A 19,115-nucleotide genomic window follows, 5' to 3' on the forward strand; every position below is an offset into this window, starting at 1 on the left:
GTCAAGCCCCTCCGGCGTTGCGGTCCCGGGGCGCTGCCCCGGACCCCGCGCCTCAATCGCCGCAGGGGCTTGAGCTGGCTCACCCGCCGCAGAGCTTGATTTGCTCACGCGCCGCACGGCTTGAAAAGCCTGCTCAATCGCCGCAGGGGCTTAAATGGCCCACCCGCCGCAGGGGCTTGATCTGGATCACGCCGCCGCCGCGAGTTCCCGGGGGACGAACTGGACGTGGCGTTCGCCGCGGCGGAGGTCGACCTTCAACCGGAGGTTGGCCGCACGGGCCAGCATCAGGCCAACGCCAACCGCGGCAACCGCACAGATCACCCCCGCAAGCGCAAAGCTCACCCGCACCCCGTACTCGTCCGCGAGCCAGCCGAAGAGCGGGCCGCCCAGCGGCGTACCGCCGGTGAACACCATCATGAACAGCGACATCACACGCCCCCGCATCTCCGGGTCCGTACCCATCTGCACCGTGGTGTTGGCGGTCACGTTCACCGTCAGACCGAGGATGCCGAGCAGCACGATCAGCGGCGCGAACGCCCAGACGCCCGGCGCCCACGCAGCCAGGACCTCCAGGACACCGAAGCCGAGCGCCGCGCCGACCAGGACCCGCAGGCGGGTGGAGCGGCGGCGGGCCGCGAGCAGCGCGCCGGCCAGCGAGCCGATCGCCATGAGCGTGTTGAACAGGCCGTACTGGCCGACCCCGCCGTGGAACACATCGTCCGCGTACGCGCTCAGCCAGATCGGGAAGTTGAAGCCGAAAGTGCCGACGAACCCGACGAGCACGATCGGCCAGATCAGTTCGGGGTGCGCCGACACATAACGCAGCCCCTCCCGCAACTGACCCTTGCCGCGCGGGGAGCGCTTCGTCTCGTGCAGCTCGTGCGTACGCATGAGCATGAGGCCGGTGAGGGGAGCGAGGAAGGACAGGCCGTTGGCGAGGAACGCCCAGCCGGGGCCGACCGCGGCGGTCAGCGCGGAGGCGACGGCCGGGCCGATGAGGCGGGCGGACTGGAAGTTCGCGGAGTTCAGGGAGACGGCGTTGCGGACCTGGTCGGGGCCCACCATTTCCGACACGAAGGACTGCCGCGTCGGGTTGTCGACGACCGTGACGAGGCCGGTGAAGAAGGCCGCGAGGTAGACGTGCCACACCTGGACGTTGCCCGTGAGGGTGAGCGCCGCGAGGAAGAGTCCGGACAGGCTCATCGCGCCCTGCGTGCAGAACAGCAGGGTCCGCTTGGCGAACCGGTCGGCGATCACACCGCCGTACAGGCCGAAGAGCAGCATCGGAAGGAACTGCATCGCCGTCGTGATGCCGACGGCGGTGGACGAGCCCGTGATGGACAGGACCAGCCAGTCCTGGGTGATGCGGGCCATCCAGGTGCCGGTGTTGGAGACGACGGCCCCGGACGCGAACAGCCGGTAGTTGCGTACCTTCAGGCTGGCGAACATCGAGGGCTTACGTGGGCGGGCGTTCGAGTCGTGGGCGGCTGGTGCGGGGGCGGAGTCTGCTCCGGATCCCGTACTCAAAGTGGGTTCGCCTCCTCGGCGGTCGTCGGTCCCCAGAGGGGCTCACAGGTGGGCTCAGAGGTGGGGCTCAGAGGTGGGCCAGTTTCTCCAGGACGGGGGCGGCGGCGCGCAGCTTGGCCCAGTCGTCCTCGTCGAGCCCTTCGGCGAGGTCGGCCAGCCACGCGTTCCGCTTGCGGCGGGACTCGGCGAGCATGGTCTCGGCCCGCTCGGTGGAGGTGACGACCTTCTGCCGCCGGTCCTCGGGGTGGGGCTCGAGCCCGACCAGTCCCTTGGCCTCGAGGAGCGCGACGATTCTGGTCATCGACGGCGGCTGCACATGCTCCTTGCGGGCCAGCTCGCCCGGTGTCGCGGAGCCGCATCCGGCGAGGGTGCCGAGCACCGACATTTCGGTGGGACTCAGCGATTCGTCGACCCGCTGATGCTTGAGCCGACGCGACAGGCGCATCACCGCGGAACGCAGGGAGTTCACGGCGGCTGCGTTATCGCCATGGGAGAGGTCTGGCATGTTCGTTAGCGTAACTCATTACTATGTCTAACGACTACTCGCCGCACGGCACGCGTCCGTGATCCCCACCACCTCTTCACCTGTGACAGGAGTGCAGAAATGTTTCATCACCCATACGAGTGAGCCGGACGCGGAAAGTGACGCAACAGGTCGGGGCTGCCCGCGACCCTGTCCGTATGGGATCGACAGTGCTCAGTCTGCGGATCGACGGTGAGCTGCTCGACCGGCTCAAGGTGCATGCCGCCAAAAGAGGAATGAGCGTCCAGGACTATGTGGTCCGGACGCTCATTCGCGACGACTTCGACGAACGCTTCAAGACTGCCGTCGAGGAGACGGAGCGGTTCTACGGGGACGTGACTACGTAAGGCACGACTACGTACGGCGCGACTACGTGAGGCCGAGCGCCGGCATCAGGTAGTAGAAGACGAACACCGCGGAGACGGCGTACATCGCGGCCGGCACCTCCTTGGCGCGGCCCGCGACGACGCGCAGCACCGTGAAGCTGATGAAGCCCATGCCGATGCCGTTGGTGATCGAGTACGTGAACGGCATCATCAGCATCGTGATGAACGCGGGGATGGCGATCGTCCAGTCGTCCCAGTCGATCTCACGGATGCTGCCCGACAGGATCAGGAAGCCGACCGCGATCAGCGCGGGTGTGGCCGCCCCGGACGGGACCATCGTGACGACGGGCGTGAGGAACAGCGCGACCGCGAACAGGCAGCCGGTGACCACGTTGGCGAAGCCCGTACGGGCGCCCTCGCCGACACCGGCCGTGGACTCCACGAAGCAGGTGGTGGCCGAGGAGGACGAGGCCCCACCGGCGGCGACGGCGACACCGTCGATGAACAGGACCTTGTTCATGCCGGGCATCTGACCCTTCTCATCGGTCAGATGCGCCTCGTCGCTGATGCCCATGATCGTGCCCATGGCGTCGAAGAAGCACGACAGCAGCACGGTGAAGACGAAGAGGATGCCGGTCAGGATGCCGACCTTCCCGAAGCCGCCGAACAGGCTGACCTGGCCGACGAGCGAGAAGTCCGGGCTGGCGACCGGGTTGCCGGGCCACTCGGGCACGGTCAGGCCCCAGGACATCGGGTCGATGTCGGCCACGGCGTTGATGATCAGCGCGGCCACCGTCATGACGACGATCGAGATCAGGATCGCGCCCGGCACCTTGCGCACGAGCAGCGCCAGCGTGAGCAGCACGCCGAGCACGAAGACCAGGACCGGCCAGCCGAGCAGGTGACCGCCGGTGCCGAGCTGCAACGGGACCGTGGTCTGCGCGGCGTCCGGCATGCGCGTCACGAAGCCGGAGTCGACGAGGCCGATCAGCAGGATGAACAGGCCGATGCCGATCGCGATGCCCTTGCGCAGGCTGTACGGCACCGCGTTCATGACCCGCTCCCGCAGGCCGGTGGCGACGAGCAGCATCACGACGAAGCCCGCGAGGACGACCATGCCCATCGCGTCCGGCCAGGACATGCGCGGCGCGAGTTGCAGGGCGACGACCGTGTTCACGCCCAGGCCCGCCGCGAGCGCGATCGGCACATTGCCGATGACGCCCATGAGCAGCGTGGTGAACGCGGCGGTCAGCGCGGTCGCGGTGACCAGCTGGCCGTTGTCCAGCTGGTGCCCGTACATGTCCTTCGCGCCACCGAGGATGATCGGGTTCAGCACGATGATGTAGGCCATCGCGAAGAACGTGGCGAGGCCGCCACGGATCTCACGCGGGACGGTCGAGCCGCGCTCGGTGATCTTGAAGTAGCGGTCGAAGCCGTTCTTCGGGGCCGGCGGCGGCGAGTCATTGACATCGACCGGGGTGGTGGCCGAAGTGGACATGGATGACCTCAGCGGTATTCAGCGGTGAAATGCGGGCGGGGTGCGTGATGGAGTCTCGTCGTCGTGTGGTCACCTGCGGGTTTCCCCGAAGTTTCCGCTGGTGTTTCATACGAACATAAGGAGCCAGACTCAGGCTGTTTCAGTATGAACATATGAGGCCCAATTTGCTATCTCCGCGCGTAGACCCCGGCGGTGAGGGGCTTGTACCGGGTTGTCGGTGGGTCCTCGTAAGCTGTGCACATGGCGAAGTGGATCCCGAAGCACGAGGCACCGGAACCCCTTGAGGGGCCCGTGGTCGCCACCATCACGGGTGGCACGATCCTCTGGTTCGTCCTCTTCCTCGTACAGCTGCCGTTCTACGGCTGGTTCCGGGACCGCGGGACGACATGGTGGGTGTGGTGCTGCCTGGCCGGCGCCGGGCTCGGTCTGATCGGGATCTGGTACGTCCGGGGGCGTGACGCCGCGCTCAAGCGGGCGGCCGCGGCGGCGGTCACGGACCGTGAAGCTGCGGCGCCCGAGGGGTAAACCCCCGAAATCGCCCGTACCGTCGTTTTCATGACGCACATCGACGCGGGCACGGAACTCGATCCGGGTGATCCGGGCGAATCCGCCGACCCTGCACCGATGCCGTCACGCGCGGCCGGTCTGACGAGCGACCAGGTCGCCGAGCGGGTCGCGCGGGGCGAGGTGAACGACGTACCCGTGCGCAGCTCGCGGTCCGTGACGGAGATCGTGCGCGCCAACGTCTTCACCCGGTTCAACGCGATCATCGGCGTGCTCTGGGTGATCATGCTCAGCGTCGCGCCGATCCAGGACAGCCTCTTCGGGTTCGTGATCCTGGCCAACACCGGCATCGGCATCATCCAGGAGTGGCGGGCGAAGCAGACCCTGGACTCGCTCGCCGTGATCGGCGAGGCCCGGCCCACGGTACGGCGCGACGGGGCCGCCGTCGCCGTCCCCACCTCCGGGATCGTGCTCGGCGACCTCATCGAGATCGGTCCGGGCGACAAGATCGTCGTGGACGGGACCTGCGCCGAGGCCGACGGCCTGGAGATCGACGAGTCGTTGCTCACCGGCGAGGCCGACCCCGTCCTCAAGAAGCCCGGCGACGAGGTCATGTCGGGCTCCTTCGTGGTCGCGGGCGGCGGCGCGTTCACCGCGACGAAGGTCGGGCGTGAGGCGTACGCGGCGCAGCTGGCCGAGGAGGCGAGCCGGTTCACGCTCGTCCATTCCGAGCTGCGCAGCGGCATCTCCACGATCCTCAAGTACGTCCAGTGGATGATGATCCCGACCGCGCTCGGCCTGATCATCAGCCAGCTCGTGGTCAAGGACAACGACCTCAAGGACTCCATCGCACGCACGGTCGGCGGCATCGTCCCGATGGTCCCCGAGGGCCTGGTCCTGCTCACCTCGGTCGCCTTCGCGATCGGGGTGATCCGGCTCGGCCGCCAGCAGTGCCTCGTGCAGGAGCTGCCCGCGATCGAGGGCCTGGCCCGCGTCGACACGGTCTGCCTCGACAAGACGGGCACGCTCACCGAGGGCGGCATGGACGTCCACGAGCTGCGGCTGCTCGGCGACAGCGACGAGGCGTACGTACGGAAGGTGCTCGGCGCGCTCGGCGAGTCCGATCCGCGGCCCAACGCCTCCCTCCAGGCGATCATCGACGCGTACCCGGACAGCATGGACTGGCGCTGCACCGAGGCACTCCCGTTTTCCTCCGCGCGCAAGTACAGCGGCGCCGCCTTCAGCGAGGGCGACGGGACGGGCAGCGCGTGGCTGCTCGGGGCGCCCGACGTGCTGCTGCCCGCGGACGACCCGGCGCTCGCGGCGACCGAGGAGCTCAACCTGCGCGGCCTCCGCGTGCTGCTGCTCGCCCGCGCGCCGGAGGGGCTGGAGGGTGCGGGCGTCGTGGAGAGCGCCGAGCCGGCCGCCCTCGTCGTCCTCGAACAGCGCCTTCGCCCCGACGCCGGGGACACGCTGCGCTACTTCGCCGAGCAGGACGTACGGGCCAAGGTCATCTCAGGTGACAACGCGGTGTCGGTGGGCGCGGTCGCCGGAAAGCTGGGGCTCGAGGGGCAGACCGTCGACGCCCGCGAGCTGCCCGAGGACCCGGAGGAGCTGGCCGACGCGCTCGACGACGGCACGGTGTTCGGCCGGGTGACGCCGCAGCAGAAGCGGGACATGGTGGGTGCGCTCCAGGCGCACGGGCACACGGTCGCGATGACCGGCGACGGCGTCAACGACGTCCTCGCACTGAAGGACGCCGACATCGGGGTCTCGATGGGCTCGGGCTCCGAGGCCACGCGAGCCGTCGCCCAAATCGTGCTGCTCAACAACTCGTTCGCGACGCTTCCTTCGGTGGTCGCGGAGGGCCGCCGGGTCATCGGCAACATCACGCGCGTGGCCACCCTCTTCCTGGTGAAGACGGTCTACTCGGTGATCCTCGCGCTGCTCGTGGTCTGCTTCCAGGTCGAATACCCCTTCCTGCCACGGCACTTGACGCTCTTGTCCACCCTGACGATCGGCGTCCCGGCGTTCTTCCTGGCCCTCGCGCCGAACAAGGAGCGGGCCAGGCCGCACTTCGTACGGCGGGTGATGCGGTACGCGATTCCCGGCGGGGCCGCCGCCGGGATCGCCACGTTCGTGATGTACCTGGTCGCGCGGCACTACTACGGGGGTTCGGGGGCGCTTGCCGCGGAGACCAGTTCGGCGACGCTGACGCTCTTCCTGATCTCGATGTGGGTCCTCGCGATCATCGCCCGGCCGTATACGTGGTGGCGGGTGGGGCTGGTGGCGGCGATGGCTTTCGGGTTCCTGCTGGTGCTTGTGGTGCCGTGGCTGCAGGAGTTCTTTGCGTTGCGGTTGGTGGGGTCGGTGATGCCGTGGACTGCCGTCGGGGTGGCGGTTGTCGCGGCGGGCCTGTTGGAGTTCTTGTGGCGGTGGGTGGGACGCAGGTTTCCGGCATAGGTGTGTTGCGGCCTCGGGGCTCCGCCCCGGACCCCGCGCCTCAAACGCCGGCGGGGCTTGATATGTCCATCGCCGACGGGCCTGATAGGTCACCATCGGCGGGGCTGGTAGGTCACCACCAGCGGAGCTGATAGGTCGCCACCAGCAGAGCTGACAGTCACCACGGGCGGGGCAGGTAGATCGCCGCCGGCGGGGCTTGGTTTTTCAAGCCCCTGCGGCGATTGAGCAGGCCTTTCAAGCCCTCGCGACCCAAAGCGGGGGTGGGCATTTCAAGCCCCTGCGGCGATTGAGCAGCGGGGTCTGGGGCAGCGCCCCAGGTCCGCAACGCCGGTGCCGGGTACTAGTCGAACCACCGGTCCCGCGCCAGCTCGTTCGTGCGGGACGGGTCCTCCAGGAGTGCCGCGACCTCGAAGCGGCGGGGCCACTGGCCCGCCGCCCACGCGAGGCCCGCCGCGACGCCCTCGAGCGTCGCCGCATGCACCACCCCGTCGGCCGTCCGGCACCAGTCCACCTCGACGTCGGAGACGTACAGCTCTTCGTGCTCGACGTACGAGGCGGGGGTTGCGGAACCGAGCAGGACACGCACCGGCCCGGGCACCTCGTGCACATCGCCGCCCTCGACCGCCCCGATACCCACCGCCTCGCTCAAGCGCCGCACCTGGAACAGCTCCGCGAGATGCGCTGCCTTCGACGGCGTGACCGGGAGGAGCGCGCGGCCCTCGGTGAGCGGGATCAAGTCAGGGGCATCCGCGACGAGCGCGTCACGGGCGTCGACGATCACGACCTCCCCGTCCCGTACGGCCCGCAGCTCATCGGGCAGGGTGACCTGCTCGGGGTCGAGGTCGGCCAACCTGCCGTAGAGGGCGTGGAGTTGGGTGGCGCCGACCGTGCGGTCGGGGTCGGCGAGCCGGTCGAGGAGCTCCGCGGCGCCGCCGGGCTCGTCGAGCAGCGCGGCGACGGAGGTGCGCACGCCGAGGGCGCGCAGGACCTGCTCGTCGTCGAAGCCGGCGGCGTCGGCGGGCTCGTACAGGCCGATGAGCAGCGGGTCCCCGCCCTCGGCGCGCAGGCCGGCAGGGCTGCGCCCGTCGAGGACCGGGTTCCCGCGCAACCACCAGGCGGTGTACGGGCGGACGAGCTCGTGCGTGCCGTCGGGCAGCAGCACGCGGACCGGCTGGGTGAGGGCGTCCCGCAGCGGCGGCTGCGAGAGCAGCGCGAGCGCCTGCGGCCAGCGGTCCTCGTCGACCAGGTCCAGATCGCGTACGGCGGTCAGTTCGGTGGCGACCGGCGGTACGGGCGTGTCGGGCAGCCCGTCGAGGACGTCCTCGCACCACACGTCGACGGCGTCGAGGAGCCCGGCGTCATCCGGTTCCGGGAAGTCGCTTTCGCGCGGGTCGAGTTCGTCGGGGTCGAGAACGACGTCGGTGGCGCGCACGAGCGCGAAGGACGCGAGGACGCCGCAGGCGGCAAGGGGCTCCTGCCCCCAGCGCTCGGCCAGCTCACCGTCCACGAACGGGAGTTCGTCCTCGCGCAGGACCTCGGCGAGCGGGCTGCCGGGGAGCAGGAGTTCGGCGGCCGGGGCGAGTTCGCCCTCGTCGTCGGGGAGGGCGAGCGCACCGAGCCAGGGCTCGTCACCCACGTCGAGATGGGCGTCGCGTACGAGGGTGAGGACGACGTCGGCCAACTCGTCGGCGTCCAGAGTGGTTTCGTCGTCCCAGGCGGATGCCTCGTCGTCGAGGGACGCGGCGACCGCGGCGCGCACCTGCGGGGTGCGCAGGACGGCCCGCGGGGTCGCGGGCAGCGCGCCCAGCTTCTCCAGGAGCGGGTGAGCGGCGTCGGCGTGCGCGACCTTGAGGCCGAGCCGGGCGAGCGCCTCACCGGGGACGGTGGAGGCCTCGGCGGTGGGGAGCAGCACCTGGCGCGGGCCGATGGTGGTCCGGCCGCCGGCGAGCGGCACGGGCAGCCCGCTGAGCCGGTCCGGGTCGACGCCGGCGAGGGACTCGTACAGCCGCCGCCACCAGCCGGGCTCCTTCTCCAGTCCGGCCAGCCGGTCGACCGCCTCGGTCAGCGGGACGCGGGCGACGCCCAGCGTCCGCAGCTCCGCGCGCCGTTCGAGCCCCGCGGGCAGCAGGCTCGGCAGCACGTCGGCGAGGACCCGTACGGTGTCGGCGCCCGCGCCCTCGACGACCTCGGCGTCGCGCGGCTTGAGGGCGGTCGGCCGGTCCTCGTCCTCGGGGTGGTCTCCCGGTTCGGTCGCCGGAGGCAGGAAGGCGGTGCTCGGCAGCCGCTCCAGGACGGCGGCGCGCAGGGCCCCGTCCAGCTCGCTCCTGCCGAGCGGTCCCGGCACGAGGTCGAGGATGCCGGTTCCTACGGGGTTCCAGCCGCCGAGGAGTTCGGCGTACGCGTCGGCGGCGCGCTCGGTGAGGAAGTCGGTGAGCGGGCCGGGGGCGACGTGGCGCCGCGCGGTGTCCAGCGGGTACGAGGCGATGAGCAGGGCGGGCACGCCGAGGGGCTCGTCGCTGGGGGTGGGCGCATACAGCACGGGTTCGCTGCGCGGCCTCTGCGGTGCGCCTTCGGCGTCGACGGGGACGGCCCAGGTCACGGCCCAGTGCGGCCGGAGCCGTTCCTCGACGGGTCGGTCGACGAGGAGGGCGGCGTCGAGCGTGCCGCTACGGGTGACGGTGCGGTACCGGTTTTCAAGCCCCTGCGGCGATTGAGCAGCGGGGTCCGGGGCGGAGCCCCGTGGCGTCGACCCCGTGTCGGCGATCAGCACGTAGGGCGCCTCGTCCGTGCGGCGCAAAATCCGCGTGCCCGCGTCCGTCGTGATCACGACCTCCGTCAACCCCGGCAGCGCGAGGAGGAGCGTGTCGTCGACCCCGTCCACCAACCGCGAGGCCAACGCCTCCGCCGCCGCATCCCGCAACGGAAGGATGACCACCGTGTCGTACGGCTCAGGCGCAGAGCCCTCCGCCGCGAACGGCAGCCTCAGCAGCGGCACGTGCCCGTCCCGGCGCCGCAGCTCATCGCCGAGGTCCGGACCGCGCAACGCCGCGTCCGACGCGGCGAGCCGCGCGTCCGTCAGGGACCAGCGCACTCCCCCGCTCCGCCCGACCACCGCGGGCTCGTCGGAGACGGCCAGCACCGCCGCGAAGCCGACACCGAAACGGCCCACCGCACCGCTCGTGTCCTCCCGCTTCGCGGAGGCCCGCAACGTGGACAGCGACTCGACGCCTGCCGCGTCCAACGGGGCGCCGGTGTTGGCGGCGGCGAGCACACCGTCCTTCAACGTCAGCGCCAGTCGGCCCGGGACGCCGGCGCGGGCGGCGGCGTCCGCGGCGTTCTGCGCGAGTTCGACGACGAGGCGGTCGCGGTAGCCGCCGAGCGCGAGGTCCTCCTCGGCGTTGGCGTCCTCGCGGAAGCGGGCGGCGCTACCGGCCCATGCCTGGAGCACGGTGTGGCGCAGCCGTGCGGTGCCGAACGGGTCGACGCCCTCCGGTGCAGGTCTGCTGACGCTCACGGGTGACTCCTCTGGGCGGCGTGATCGTGATCGGCCGAACCGTACCGCGCAGAGTTCCCCGTGCCGCCGCGAGCATGCAGCGGCACCGGCGTTGCGCCTTCGGGGCTCCGCCCCGGACCCCGCTGCTCAATCGCCGCAGGGGCTTGATCTGCCTACGAATGGCCCAAGTCGTCGTCGCCACCGCCGGAGGCCACCGCTCCGACCGAGCCCGCGTCCGGCTCCAAGCGGAGCGGGAACGTGTCGACCACCGTTTCGTCGATCACCGGCGGCGCAGGCCGCGGGGCCTTGGGCATGACGGCCGCCTCGGAGTGGCCACCGCAGCCGTACGACAGGGACACGACCCGGCCGTCCGCGGAGGAGAACTCGTTGGCGCAGACGCCGAAGGCCTGGCCGAGCGAGCCGCCGATCTTCGCGAGGAAGCCGCAGGACACGCAGGTGGCGGGGGCCGCCTGTGCCATGGGGGTCTTCGCCCCGAAGGAGTCCTCCCAGCGGTCGGCCGCGACATGCAGCCCGTACCGGGAGAGCACCCGCGCCCGGCGCATGCCCAGTTCCTCGGCGACCGCCGCGATCGAACCACGGGTGGGCGACACCGGCAGCGCCCCCACGGGGCCCTCGGTGATCTCGGCGTCCTCCGCCTCGACGAGCTCCGCCATGTCCTCGGACACGGGAGAGTTCGGCGGCGGCACGTCGTCGCCGCTGTAGCCCGGCTCCAGGCGCAGATCGTCGGCCTCGGTCGGCAGCAGATCGCCGGGCCCGAGGTCGCCGGGGCGCAGCCGCTCGCTCCACGGCACCCATTCGGGCGCGAGGAGGGCGTCGGGCCCGGGCAGCAGCACGACCTCGTCGAGCGTGACGTACTTGGCACGGGAGGCACGGGCCACGGTGGCGGCCCAGCGCCAGCCCCGGTAGCCGAAGTCCTTGCACTCGAAGAGGTGCGTGACGACCCGGTCGCCCTCGACGACCGTTTCGACGTGCTCGCCCACCACCCCCGGTGCCGCTGCCTCCTCGGCCGCTGCCCGGGCGATGTCCACCGCCTCGGCGCACAGGCGGTCCGGGGTGCGGCTTCGCGTTGTCGCTGCGCTCACAGGTATCGCTTCTCTCCTACGCCGTCTCACGAGTGCGCCGTCCTGTGTGCGGGAGCGCGGACGGAGCGGACCAGGGGACCGCGTCGACGTCCGCGCCCGACGTTCCGGGCGCGCCTACGCCATCCATTCTGCGGGATGGCCGAGAGGCGCGCGGCCGAGAACAACCGCCGCGGGCGCGCTACGCACGCTACCTCCTCTGACGCCCTGCGCCCACACCGACGTACGAGCCGCACCTGGCCGGAAAGCCGACCAGCGTGTCCATATCGGCACTAGTTCGCCCGAACAAGGGGCACCATTGCTGCGTGGCTGCCGATAGGTCGTCGTTCAAGTCGTCGTCGGGTTCGTCGTCGCGCGCGTCGGACTCGCCGACTCCCCTTCGCAGAATCGGCCGCGCCCTGCACCTCCCTTTCACCGGCACCGCACGCGGTATCCGCAAGGCGACACACGCGCACGGCGCGGGCGAGTCGGGGCTCGGGAAGCTCATCGAGCTGCACGCGGTGAACGGTGCGGGCGATGTCATGATCACGGTCGCCCTCGCCTCGACGGTCTTCTTCTCCGTGCCGACGGACGAGGCGCGCGGCCGGGTCGCCCTGTATCTCGCGATCACGATGGCGCCGTTCACGCTCCTCGCGCCCGTCATCGGGCCGCTGCTCGACCGGCTGCCGCACGGGCGGCGCGCCGCGATGGCCGCGTCGATGCTGGCGCGGGCGCTGCTCGCCCTCGTCCTCGCGGGCGCCGTGACGGGCGGCGGGCTCCAACTGTACCCGGCGGCGCTCGGCGTCCTCGTCGCGTCCAAGGCGTACGGGGTGGTGCGCTCGGCGGTCGTGCCGCGCCTGCTCCCACCCCGCTTCTCGCTGGTGAAGGCGAACTCGCGGGTCACGCTCGGCGGCCTGCTCGCCACGGGCGCGGCGGCGCCGGTCGGGGCGGGACTGCAGGCGCTCGGCCCGCGCTGGCCGCTGTACGGGGCCTTCGTGCTGTACGTGTGCGGGGCCTTCCTGTCGTACTCGATGCCGCACAAGGTGGACTCGGCGCGGGGCGAGCACAAGGCGCTGCTCGCGGCGGACGAGGAACATCTGCACGGTCCCTCGAAGAAGCGCTGGCAGCGCGGACCGGGCCTGCGGACGGTCGGCCCCGCCGTCACCCACGCCCTCGCCGCCAACGCGACGCTGCGCTGTCTGTCCGGCTTCCTCATCTTCTATCTGGCGTTCCTGCTGCGGGAGCATCCGCTGACCGGGCAGAGCGCGGCCGTCTCGCTCGCGCTGGTGGGCGTGTCGGCGGGGGCGGGGAACGCGCTGGGCACGGCCGTCGGGGCGTGGCTGAAGGCGCGGGCCCCCGAGCTCATCATCGTGACGGTGCTCGCGGTGGTGCTCGGCGTGGCCGTTCTGTCCGCCGTCTTCTTCAGCGCGCTCATGACGGCGTGTCTGGGCGCGGTCGCCGGGTTCGCGCAGGCGCTGGCCAAGCTGTCCCTCGACGCGACGCTCCAGCGGGACGTCCCGGAGGCGGTGCGCACGTCGGCGTTCGCGCGCTCGGAGACGTTGTTGCAGATGGCGTGGGTGGTGGGCGGGGCGGTCGGGATCGCGCTGCCGCTGAACGGGGTGCTCGGGCTGTGTGTCGCGGCGGCCATCGTGGCGGCGGGCTGGCTCGGCACGGTGCGCGGGCTGCTGGCGTCGGCGCGCCACGCCGGGCCGACCCGCCGGGCACGCGTGGCGTGAGGCCCTGACCTCAAGGCGCAAACGCGACACCCGCTCCCCCACTCGGAGCGGGAGCGGTGGCGCCAGATAGCCTTCCGCCATGACCTCCCAGCGTTTCGCTCAGCGCCACCGCCGCGCCGCTGCCGCCGTCGGTGTTGTCGGCGCCGGACTTCTCGTCCTCTCCGCTTGTGACAAGCCGACTCCGCTGGCCACCGTCACGGTGGACCGCAACTCGGTGAACTCCGAGGCCAGCTGCTACAACGACGGCGACGCCCTCAAGCCGACCGCGCTGCAGGGCTGCCTGAAGGACGCGAAGAACGCCGAGTCCATCAAGGTGGACCCGGACGCCACGGTCCGCTTCGGCGTTGACCCGGAGATCGCGGACAAGGGCTGGACGCTCCTGATGAACGGCCAGCCGCTCACGGACTCCAGCAAGAAGACGTATCGCACGGTTCCCGGCAGCGTCTTCTTCAACCAGCAGTACGGCGCCTCCGGTTCCTCGACCACCGTCACGATCCTCTCCGGCGGCAACTCCAAGGCGTACGGCCTGTGGTCGTTCAAGCTCGAGAAGGACTCCTGACGAATACCCCGCATGTGCTGATCGCCACCGCCGTCCCTGCCGAACGGGACGCGGTGGCGGGCGCGCTGCAAGACCACCCCGCCCTTGATGTCATCGCGGTCGGCGTGGGCCCCGCCGCCGCTGCGGCCGGCACCGCGACCGCGCTCACCAGGGCCGAACTCGCGGGCACCCCGTACACGCTGGTCGTCTCGGCCGGTATCGGCGGCGGCTTCACGGCCGCGCCCGGAGCGGTCCTGGTCGCGGACGCGATCACCGTCGCCGACCTGGGCGCCGAGACCGCCGAAGGCTTCGTCCCCGTCACCGGACTCGGCTTCGGCACCGTCACCCACACGCCGCCGGAATCCCTCGTACGGGACCTCGCTTCGGCCGCCTCCGCCACGGTCGGCACCGTGCTCACCGTCTCCACGGTGACCGGCACCGCCGACCGCGCCGCGCTGCTCGCCCAGCGCCACCCCGGCGCCGTCGCCGAGGCGATGGAGGGCTTCGGGGTCGCCGAGGCCGCCGCCGCGCACGGTGTGCCGGTGGCCGAGATACGCGCCGTCTCCAACGCCGTCGGTCCCCGCGACCGCGACGCCTGGCGCATCGGTGACGCACTCGCCGCGCTGGCCTCCGCCTTCGGGAAGACCGCGCCCGTACTGGAGAGTTGGAAGAACACATGACCGACACCGCCGACACCACGGCCCGCATCGCCTTCTCGCCCTGCCCGAACGACACCTTCGTCTTCGACGCCTGGGCCCACGGCCGCGTCCCCGGCGCTCCCGCGCTCGACGTGACCTTCGCCGACATCGACATCACCAACGGCGTCGCCGAACGCCGCGAGGACGCCTACGACCTCCTCAAGGTGTCGTACGCGGTCCTGCCGTACGTCCTCGACGACTACGCGCTGCTGCCGTGCGGCGGTGCGCTCGGGCGCGGTTGCGGCCCGCTGGTCCTCACCCGCGAGGCGGGCGTGGACCTGTCCGACAAGCGCGTCGCGGTGCCGAGCGAGACGTCCACCGCGTATCTGCTGTTCCGGCTCTGGGCCGCGGACGTGGTGCCGGGTGGCGGCGTCGGCGAGATCGTCGTCATGCCGTTCCACGAGATCATGCCCGCCGTGCGCGACGGCAAGGTCGATGCGGGGCTCGTCATCCACGAGGCCCGCTTCACGTACCAGAACTACGGCCTGCACAAGCTCGCCGACATGGGCGAGCACTGGGAGGCCACGACGGGGCTTCCGATCCCGCTCGGCGCGATCATCGCGCGGCGTGACCTGGGCGCGGAGGCGCTGCGGGGCTATGCGGATGCGGTGCGGGCGTCGGTGCGGATGGCCTGGGACGAGCCCGAGGTCAGTCGGCCGTACGTCATGGCGCACGCGCAGGAGATGGATCCGGCCGTTGCCGATCAGCACATCGGGCTGTACGTCAACGAGTTCACAGCGGACCTCGGTGAGGACGGTTATGCGGCGATCCGGGGCCTGTTGACCCGGGCCGCCGCGGAGGGTTTGGTTCCGGCACTTGGGCCGGACGCGCTGGCCTTCCCGTAACGGCGGGCCCCCACGGCGCTGGGGCCTGGGGCTCTGCCCCAGACCCCGCTGCTCAAACGCCGCAGGGGCTTGAAGTGCGGAGCTTGAGCAGCGCTCAGACGTCCAACTGGTCTGCCACTGCTCGTAGGAGGCCGGCGATTTTTTTGCCGGCGGTCTTCTCGGGGTAGCGGCCGCGTTCCAGCATCGGTGTGATGTTCTCCAGCAGCGTCGTCAAGTCCTGGACGATCGAGGCCAGTTCGTCCGGCTTGCGGCGCTGGGCCGCCGCGATCGACGGTGTCGGGTCCAGGACGGTGACCGAAAGCGCCTGATCGCCGCGCTGTCCTGCGACCACTCCGAACTCGACGCGCTGGCCGGGCTTGAGGGCGTCGACACCGTCGGGCAGTACGGAGGAGTGCACGAAGACGTCGCCGCCGTCGTCGCGGGAGAGGAAGCCGAAGCCCTTCTCGCTGTTGAACCACTTGACCTTGCCGGTAGGCACCTGAAGTCCTCGTCCTCGTCACTGAAAGAAAACGCTCTGGATAGCAGTACGGCGGGTCGTGGTCCGACCCGCCGCCACCAAGACTATGGGTCCCGGGGCCCCTGACAAGACGTCCGTGCTTGTCCCTCTGCGCAGGGAACTACCCTGGTGGAGTGCGCGACAAAACCCAAGCCAATTCCGCGGTGGCCGAGACCGGCCCCGGCGACGGGCTCGTGAAAGCCGGCGGCATCGTCTTCATCGTGGGGGCGATCGCCACCCTCGTCACGATGGCGCCGCTGTTCCTCCACACCGACCCGTTCCCGCCCATTTCCTATGCGGTGTGCATGCTGATGGGCGTCGGGTTCATCGTCGCCGCGGCGGGCGTGCTGCGCGGTGTCGCCGCGCAGCGCCGTCAGGCGCGCTCGGCTACGTAACCCTCCAGCCAGGCCGGAAATTCGGTCAGGTCCTTCAGCACCACGTCGGCGCCGGCCGCCCGCAGTTCGGCGGCGTCGCACGGGCCCGTCGTCACGCCCACGGACAGGGCGTCGGCGGTGCGTGCCCCGCGTACGTCGCCGACATGGTCGCCGACGTAGACGCTCGCGCCGTGCTCGCGCAGCGCGTGGCCCTTGCCCTCGGCCCACAGATCGCCGATGACGGCGTCCGCGTCGATGCCGAGGTGCGCGAGGTGCAGCTTGGCGTTCGGCTCGTACTTGGCGGTGACGACGATCGCCCGGCCGCCCGCCGCGTGCACGGCGGCGATGGTCTCGCGCACGCCCGCCATCGGCAGCGTCGGCTCGATCGCGTATGTGGGATACATCTCACGGTAGCGGTCGGCCATCGCCGGGACCCGCTCAGGCGGGCACCAGTACGCCAACTCGTCGGTCAGCGGCGGGCCCAGGCGCGAGACGATCAGATCCGCGTCGATCCGCATCCCGGTCTCCTCGGACAGCGCGACCCAGGTGGCGCGGATGCCGGGCCGGGAGTCGATCAGCGTCATGTCGAGATCGAAGCCGACGGTGGGGCCGGTGGGCGTGGGGTCTGCGTGAGGAGCCATGGGGATCATTCTGCCTGCACGGTGAAGGCTTCCCCGATGCCGATCCCAGGGGCACCATGGGCCCCCATGAACCACACCCGCCTCGCCCTCGGCGCCGCCCTCGCCCTCGCGCTCACCCTCTCCGCCTGCAGCTCGGACGACGGGGACGCCGACAAGCCCGCCGCCAAGGCCTCCGGCAGCCACACGGTCGGCACCGCCATGGGCGACGTCAAGGTCAAGAACCTCCCCGAGCGCGTGGTCGTCCTGAACACCGCCGGGCTCGATTCGGCGCTCACGCTCGGCGTGCGGCCCGTGGGGGCCACCCGGGCCGACGCCGAAGAGGGCTTCCTCTCGTACCTGCCCGCGGCGAAGACCAAGGGCATCACCGAGGTCGGCGAGCGCGGCAGCCCCGACCTCAAGAAGATCGCCGGGCTGAAGCCCGACCTGATCATCGGCGACAAGGCCCACGACGGTCGGCGCTACAAACAGCTCGGCGCCATCGCCCCCACCGTCCTCACCGGGGCCGCCGACGGCTCGTGGAAGCGGAACTTCCTCGTGCACGCCGACGCACTCGGCGAGAAGACGCGGGCGAAGCAGGTCGCGGCCAAGTACAAGGAACACGTCGCCGCCGTCACCAAGGCCTTGGGCGGGGCGGGCGCGGCGGCGCGGACCGAGGTCAATGTCGTCCGGTTCGTCGCGGGCTCCGACATCCGCATCTCCGGCAGGCGGACGCCCACCGCCACGGTCCTGTCCGACGTGGGCCTCGGCCGCCCCGCGATCACGAAGCAGGCCAGGGGCGGGATCGCGTACGAGGTGGGGCCCGAGCGGATCGCCGAGGCGGACGCGGACGCCATCTTCACGTCCACGTACGGGAATCCGGGCCTGGCCAAGGTCGCGGAGGCGACGACGAGCGGCCAGTGGCGCGGCATCAGGGCGGTGCGGGACAGCCAGGTCTACAACGTCGACGACGACCTGTGGGCCCAGGGCGTCGGCTACACGGCGGCCAACCAGATCCTGTCCGAGCTGGAGTCGGATCTGGCGCGGTGAGGCGGGCGTGCTTCGGGGCTACAACCGTGGTGAGCGGGCGCGCCACACCAGGTAGAGCGCCGAGGCGAACGCCGCGCAGCGCAGCACCCACGGCCACGTCTCGTCGAGCGCGCCGCTGAGCCTGCCGTCGGCGATCGGATCGCCCCAACGGCCGTCGCCACGCCCCCACAACCAGACGACGCCGGTGAGCGCGGCGAGCCCCGGCAGGCCGAACACCGCCCACTTCTTCTGCCCGATGGTCAGCTGCCGTGAGAGGTAGATGACGGCCCAGCCGATCAGCAGCACAAGGATGTTGCCGAGTACGGCGCCGACGACCAGGGCGAGGGCGGCGAGCAGCAGGAAGGGCTGGTTGAAGGAGCGGCCGAAGGAGGCGCGGGGGATGCGGCCGGTCGCGCGGCGGGGGCGGAAGAGGCGGCGGGCCCGGGTGCGGCCGGACTCCTCGTCCTCCTCGTCGTCCTCTTCGTACTCGTACTCGTCCTCGTACTCGTCCTCCGGCCTGGACGGTTCCGGGATCGGGCGTTTGCGGAGGTCGGCGCCGCGGCCCGGGCCCGGCGGCTTGAGGATGTCCGGGATCTCTATGCCTCCGACGAACCCCGGCACGTCGTCGATCTCGGCGCCCGGTATGCCGCCCCCGGCGCGCCACCAGTCGGCGGCCTCGATCGTGCCCAGTTCGTCGGTCCCCGCGAGGTGCACGGGCGTCGGCCCGTCGTCCGCGTCCGCGTCGACGGGTGGCTTGGCGGACACCGGCCTGCGGCGTACGCGGTCGCGGGCCTTCGGCACGATCCGGCCGAGCGTGCCTCTGCCCTGTTCGGGCTCGTCGGGGGTGGGGCTCGCGGCGCCGAAGTCGTAGGTGCCGTCGCCGTCCTTCGCCCCGGCGACGATCTCGTCCGGCGTGCCGATCCGGCCGATCAGCCTGCGCACGGCGGCGGGGCTTTCGGCGCCGGCCGCTGCGCGGCGTTTGTCGATCTCGGAGCGGAGGTCGGTGACGAGGCGCATGCGGGTCGATGACGGGAGTTGCCGTGACTGGGCCAGGTCTCCGACCTTGCTCAGGTAGTCGAAGACGATCTGATCACTTTCGATCCCCACGAAGTCCCCTCCGGGGTGGTGCTGTTGACGTTCCGACGGTATCGCGGATGTTTCCGGGAGTCCGTCCCCCGCTCACGGGGCTCTGCCCCGGACCCCGCTGCTCAATCGCCGCAGGGGCTTAATAGGTCAATCGCCGCAAGGGCCTGAAAGATCGCCTCAATCGCCGGCGGGGCTTGATAGATCAAGCCCCCCCGGCGATCGAGACGATCGAGCCCCAGCGGCGCTCGAGACGATCGAGCCCCGGGGGGGGTTGAGCAGAGAG

At 71.1% G+C, this 19,115-nt stretch carries 17 protein-coding genes; 9 read left to right on the forward strand and 8 right to left on the reverse strand.

Annotation, left to right across the window (positions count from 1 at the left end; all coding sequences use genetic code 11):
• Positions 1–186 precede the first annotated feature (186 nt).
• Both ABT004_RS30975 and ABT004_RS30980 read right to left on the reverse strand, forming a co-directional pair.
• Positions 187–1,527: an MFS transporter gene (locus ABT004_RS30975; protein WP_351343268.1), complete on the reverse strand. Its 1,341-nt coding sequence runs from the start codon at positions 1,525–1,527 to the stop codon at positions 187–189.
• A gap of 67 nt (positions 1,528–1,594) precedes the next feature.
• The gene (locus ABT004_RS30980) at positions 1,595–2,032 is read right to left on the reverse strand and encodes a MarR family winged helix-turn-helix transcriptional regulator (RefSeq protein ID WP_351343270.1); all 438 of its coding nucleotides are present in this window, start codon (positions 2,030–2,032) and stop codon (positions 1,595–1,597) included.
• A 176-nt stretch (positions 2,033–2,208) separates the two neighbouring features.
• Between ABT004_RS30980 and ABT004_RS30985 the strand changes: the two genes are divergently transcribed.
• On the forward strand, positions 2,209–2,397 hold the full coding sequence (locus ABT004_RS30985) for a ribbon-helix-helix protein, CopG family (protein ID WP_266712647.1): 189 nt from the start codon (positions 2,209–2,211) through the stop codon (positions 2,395–2,397).
• A 22-nt stretch (positions 2,398–2,419) separates the two neighbouring features.
• Here ABT004_RS30985 and ABT004_RS30990 read toward each other — a convergent pair whose 3' ends face one another.
• Positions 2,420–3,874, reverse strand: a complete 1,455-nt coding sequence (locus ABT004_RS30990) for an NCS2 family permease (RefSeq protein WP_351343272.1) — start codon at positions 3,872–3,874, stop codon at positions 2,420–2,422.
• 240 nt (positions 3,875–4,114) lie between these two features.
• Here ABT004_RS30990 and ABT004_RS30995 point away from each other — a divergent pair, with 240 nt between their 5' ends.
• Positions 4,115–4,399 carry a DUF2530 domain-containing protein gene (locus ABT004_RS30995; protein WP_351343274.1) on the forward strand — a complete coding sequence of 95 codons (285 nt, stop codon included), beginning with the start codon at positions 4,115–4,117 and terminating at the stop codon, positions 4,397–4,399.
• A gap of 30 nt (positions 4,400–4,429) precedes the next feature.
• Positions 4,430–6,841, forward strand: a complete 2,412-nt coding sequence (locus ABT004_RS31000) for an HAD-IC family P-type ATPase (RefSeq protein WP_351343276.1) — start codon at positions 4,430–4,432, stop codon at positions 6,839–6,841.
• Positions 6,842–7,181: 340 nt separating this feature from the next.
• On the opposite strand, the gene ABT004_RS31005 is transcribed toward ABT004_RS31000, so the two are convergent.
• Together ABT004_RS31005 and ABT004_RS31010 are read right to left on the reverse strand one after the other, a co-directional pair.
• Positions 7,182–10,355, reverse strand: coding sequence for a sacsin N-terminal ATP-binding-like domain-containing protein (locus ABT004_RS31005; RefSeq protein WP_351343278.1), 3,174 nt, complete (start codon positions 10,353–10,355; stop codon positions 7,182–7,184).
• A 152-nt stretch (positions 10,356–10,507) separates the two neighbouring features.
• Positions 10,508–11,437 (reverse strand): DUF3027 domain-containing protein, encoded by a 930-nt coding sequence (locus ABT004_RS31010; protein ID WP_351343279.1) that lies wholly within the window; start codon positions 11,435–11,437, stop codon positions 10,508–10,510.
• 302 nt (positions 11,438–11,739) lie between these two features.
• Here ABT004_RS31010 and ABT004_RS31015 point away from each other — a divergent pair, with 302 nt between their 5' ends.
• The 4 genes from ABT004_RS31015 (at position 11,740) to ABT004_RS31030 (ending at position 15,230) form a co-directional block, all read left to right on the forward strand.
• A complete protein-coding gene (locus tag ABT004_RS31015; protein ID WP_451193334.1) occupies positions 11,740–13,149 on the forward strand; it encodes an MFS transporter in 1,410 nt (469 codons plus the stop codon).
• Positions 13,150–13,228: 79 nt separating this feature from the next.
• A complete protein-coding gene (locus tag ABT004_RS31020; protein ID WP_351343281.1) occupies positions 13,229–13,708 on the forward strand; it encodes a DUF2771 domain-containing protein in 480 nt (159 codons plus the stop codon).
• Entirely contained in the window at positions 13,678–14,367 is a 690-nt protein-coding gene (locus ABT004_RS31025) for a futalosine hydrolase (protein ID WP_351343283.1), read from the forward strand. Before ABT004_RS31020 ends, ABT004_RS31025 begins: the two co-directional genes overlap by 31 nt.
• Complete coding sequence (locus tag ABT004_RS31030; protein ID WP_351343285.1) at positions 14,364–15,230, forward strand: 1,4-dihydroxy-6-naphtoate synthase; 867 nt, start codon at positions 14,364–14,366, stop codon at positions 15,228–15,230. Before ABT004_RS31025 ends, ABT004_RS31030 begins: the two co-directional genes overlap by 4 nt.
• A gap of 94 nt (positions 15,231–15,324) precedes the next feature.
• On the opposite strand, the gene ABT004_RS31035 is transcribed toward ABT004_RS31030, so the two are convergent.
• Positions 15,325–15,708, reverse strand: a complete 384-nt coding sequence (locus tag ABT004_RS31035; protein ID WP_351343287.1) for a cold-shock protein — start codon at positions 15,706–15,708, stop codon at positions 15,325–15,327.
• Between the two features lie 152 nt (positions 15,709–15,860).
• Here ABT004_RS31035 and ABT004_RS31040 point away from each other — a divergent pair, with 152 nt between their 5' ends.
• Positions 15,861–16,121, forward strand: a complete 261-nt coding sequence (locus ABT004_RS31040; RefSeq protein ID WP_351343289.1) for a hypothetical protein — start codon at positions 15,861–15,863, stop codon at positions 16,119–16,121.
• Here ABT004_RS31040 and ABT004_RS31045 read toward each other — a convergent pair.
• A complete protein-coding gene (locus tag ABT004_RS31045) occupies positions 16,100–16,741 on the reverse strand; it encodes an HAD family hydrolase (RefSeq protein ID WP_451193330.1) in 642 nt (213 codons plus the stop codon). The genes ABT004_RS31040 and ABT004_RS31045 overlap by 22 nt on opposite strands.
• 66 nt (positions 16,742–16,807) lie before the next feature.
• Here ABT004_RS31045 and ABT004_RS31050 point away from each other — a divergent pair, with 66 nt between their 5' ends.
• Positions 16,808–17,767 (forward strand): ABC transporter substrate-binding protein, encoded by a 960-nt coding sequence (locus ABT004_RS31050; protein ID WP_351343293.1) that lies wholly within the window; start codon positions 16,808–16,810, stop codon positions 17,765–17,767.
• A gap of 18 nt (positions 17,768–17,785) precedes the next feature.
• Here the strand turns inward: ABT004_RS31050 and ABT004_RS31055 are convergent, their stop codons facing one another.
• Positions 17,786–18,853, reverse strand: a complete 1,068-nt coding sequence (locus ABT004_RS31055; protein WP_351343294.1) for a hypothetical protein — start codon at positions 18,851–18,853, stop codon at positions 17,786–17,788.
• Positions 18,854–19,115 lie beyond the last annotated feature (262 nt).

Origin of the sequence: Streptomyces sp. NPDC002790 (assembly GCF_040295505.1) — a bacterium.
Taxonomy (GTDB): Bacteria; Actinomycetota; Actinomycetes; order Streptomycetales; family Streptomycetaceae; genus Streptomyces.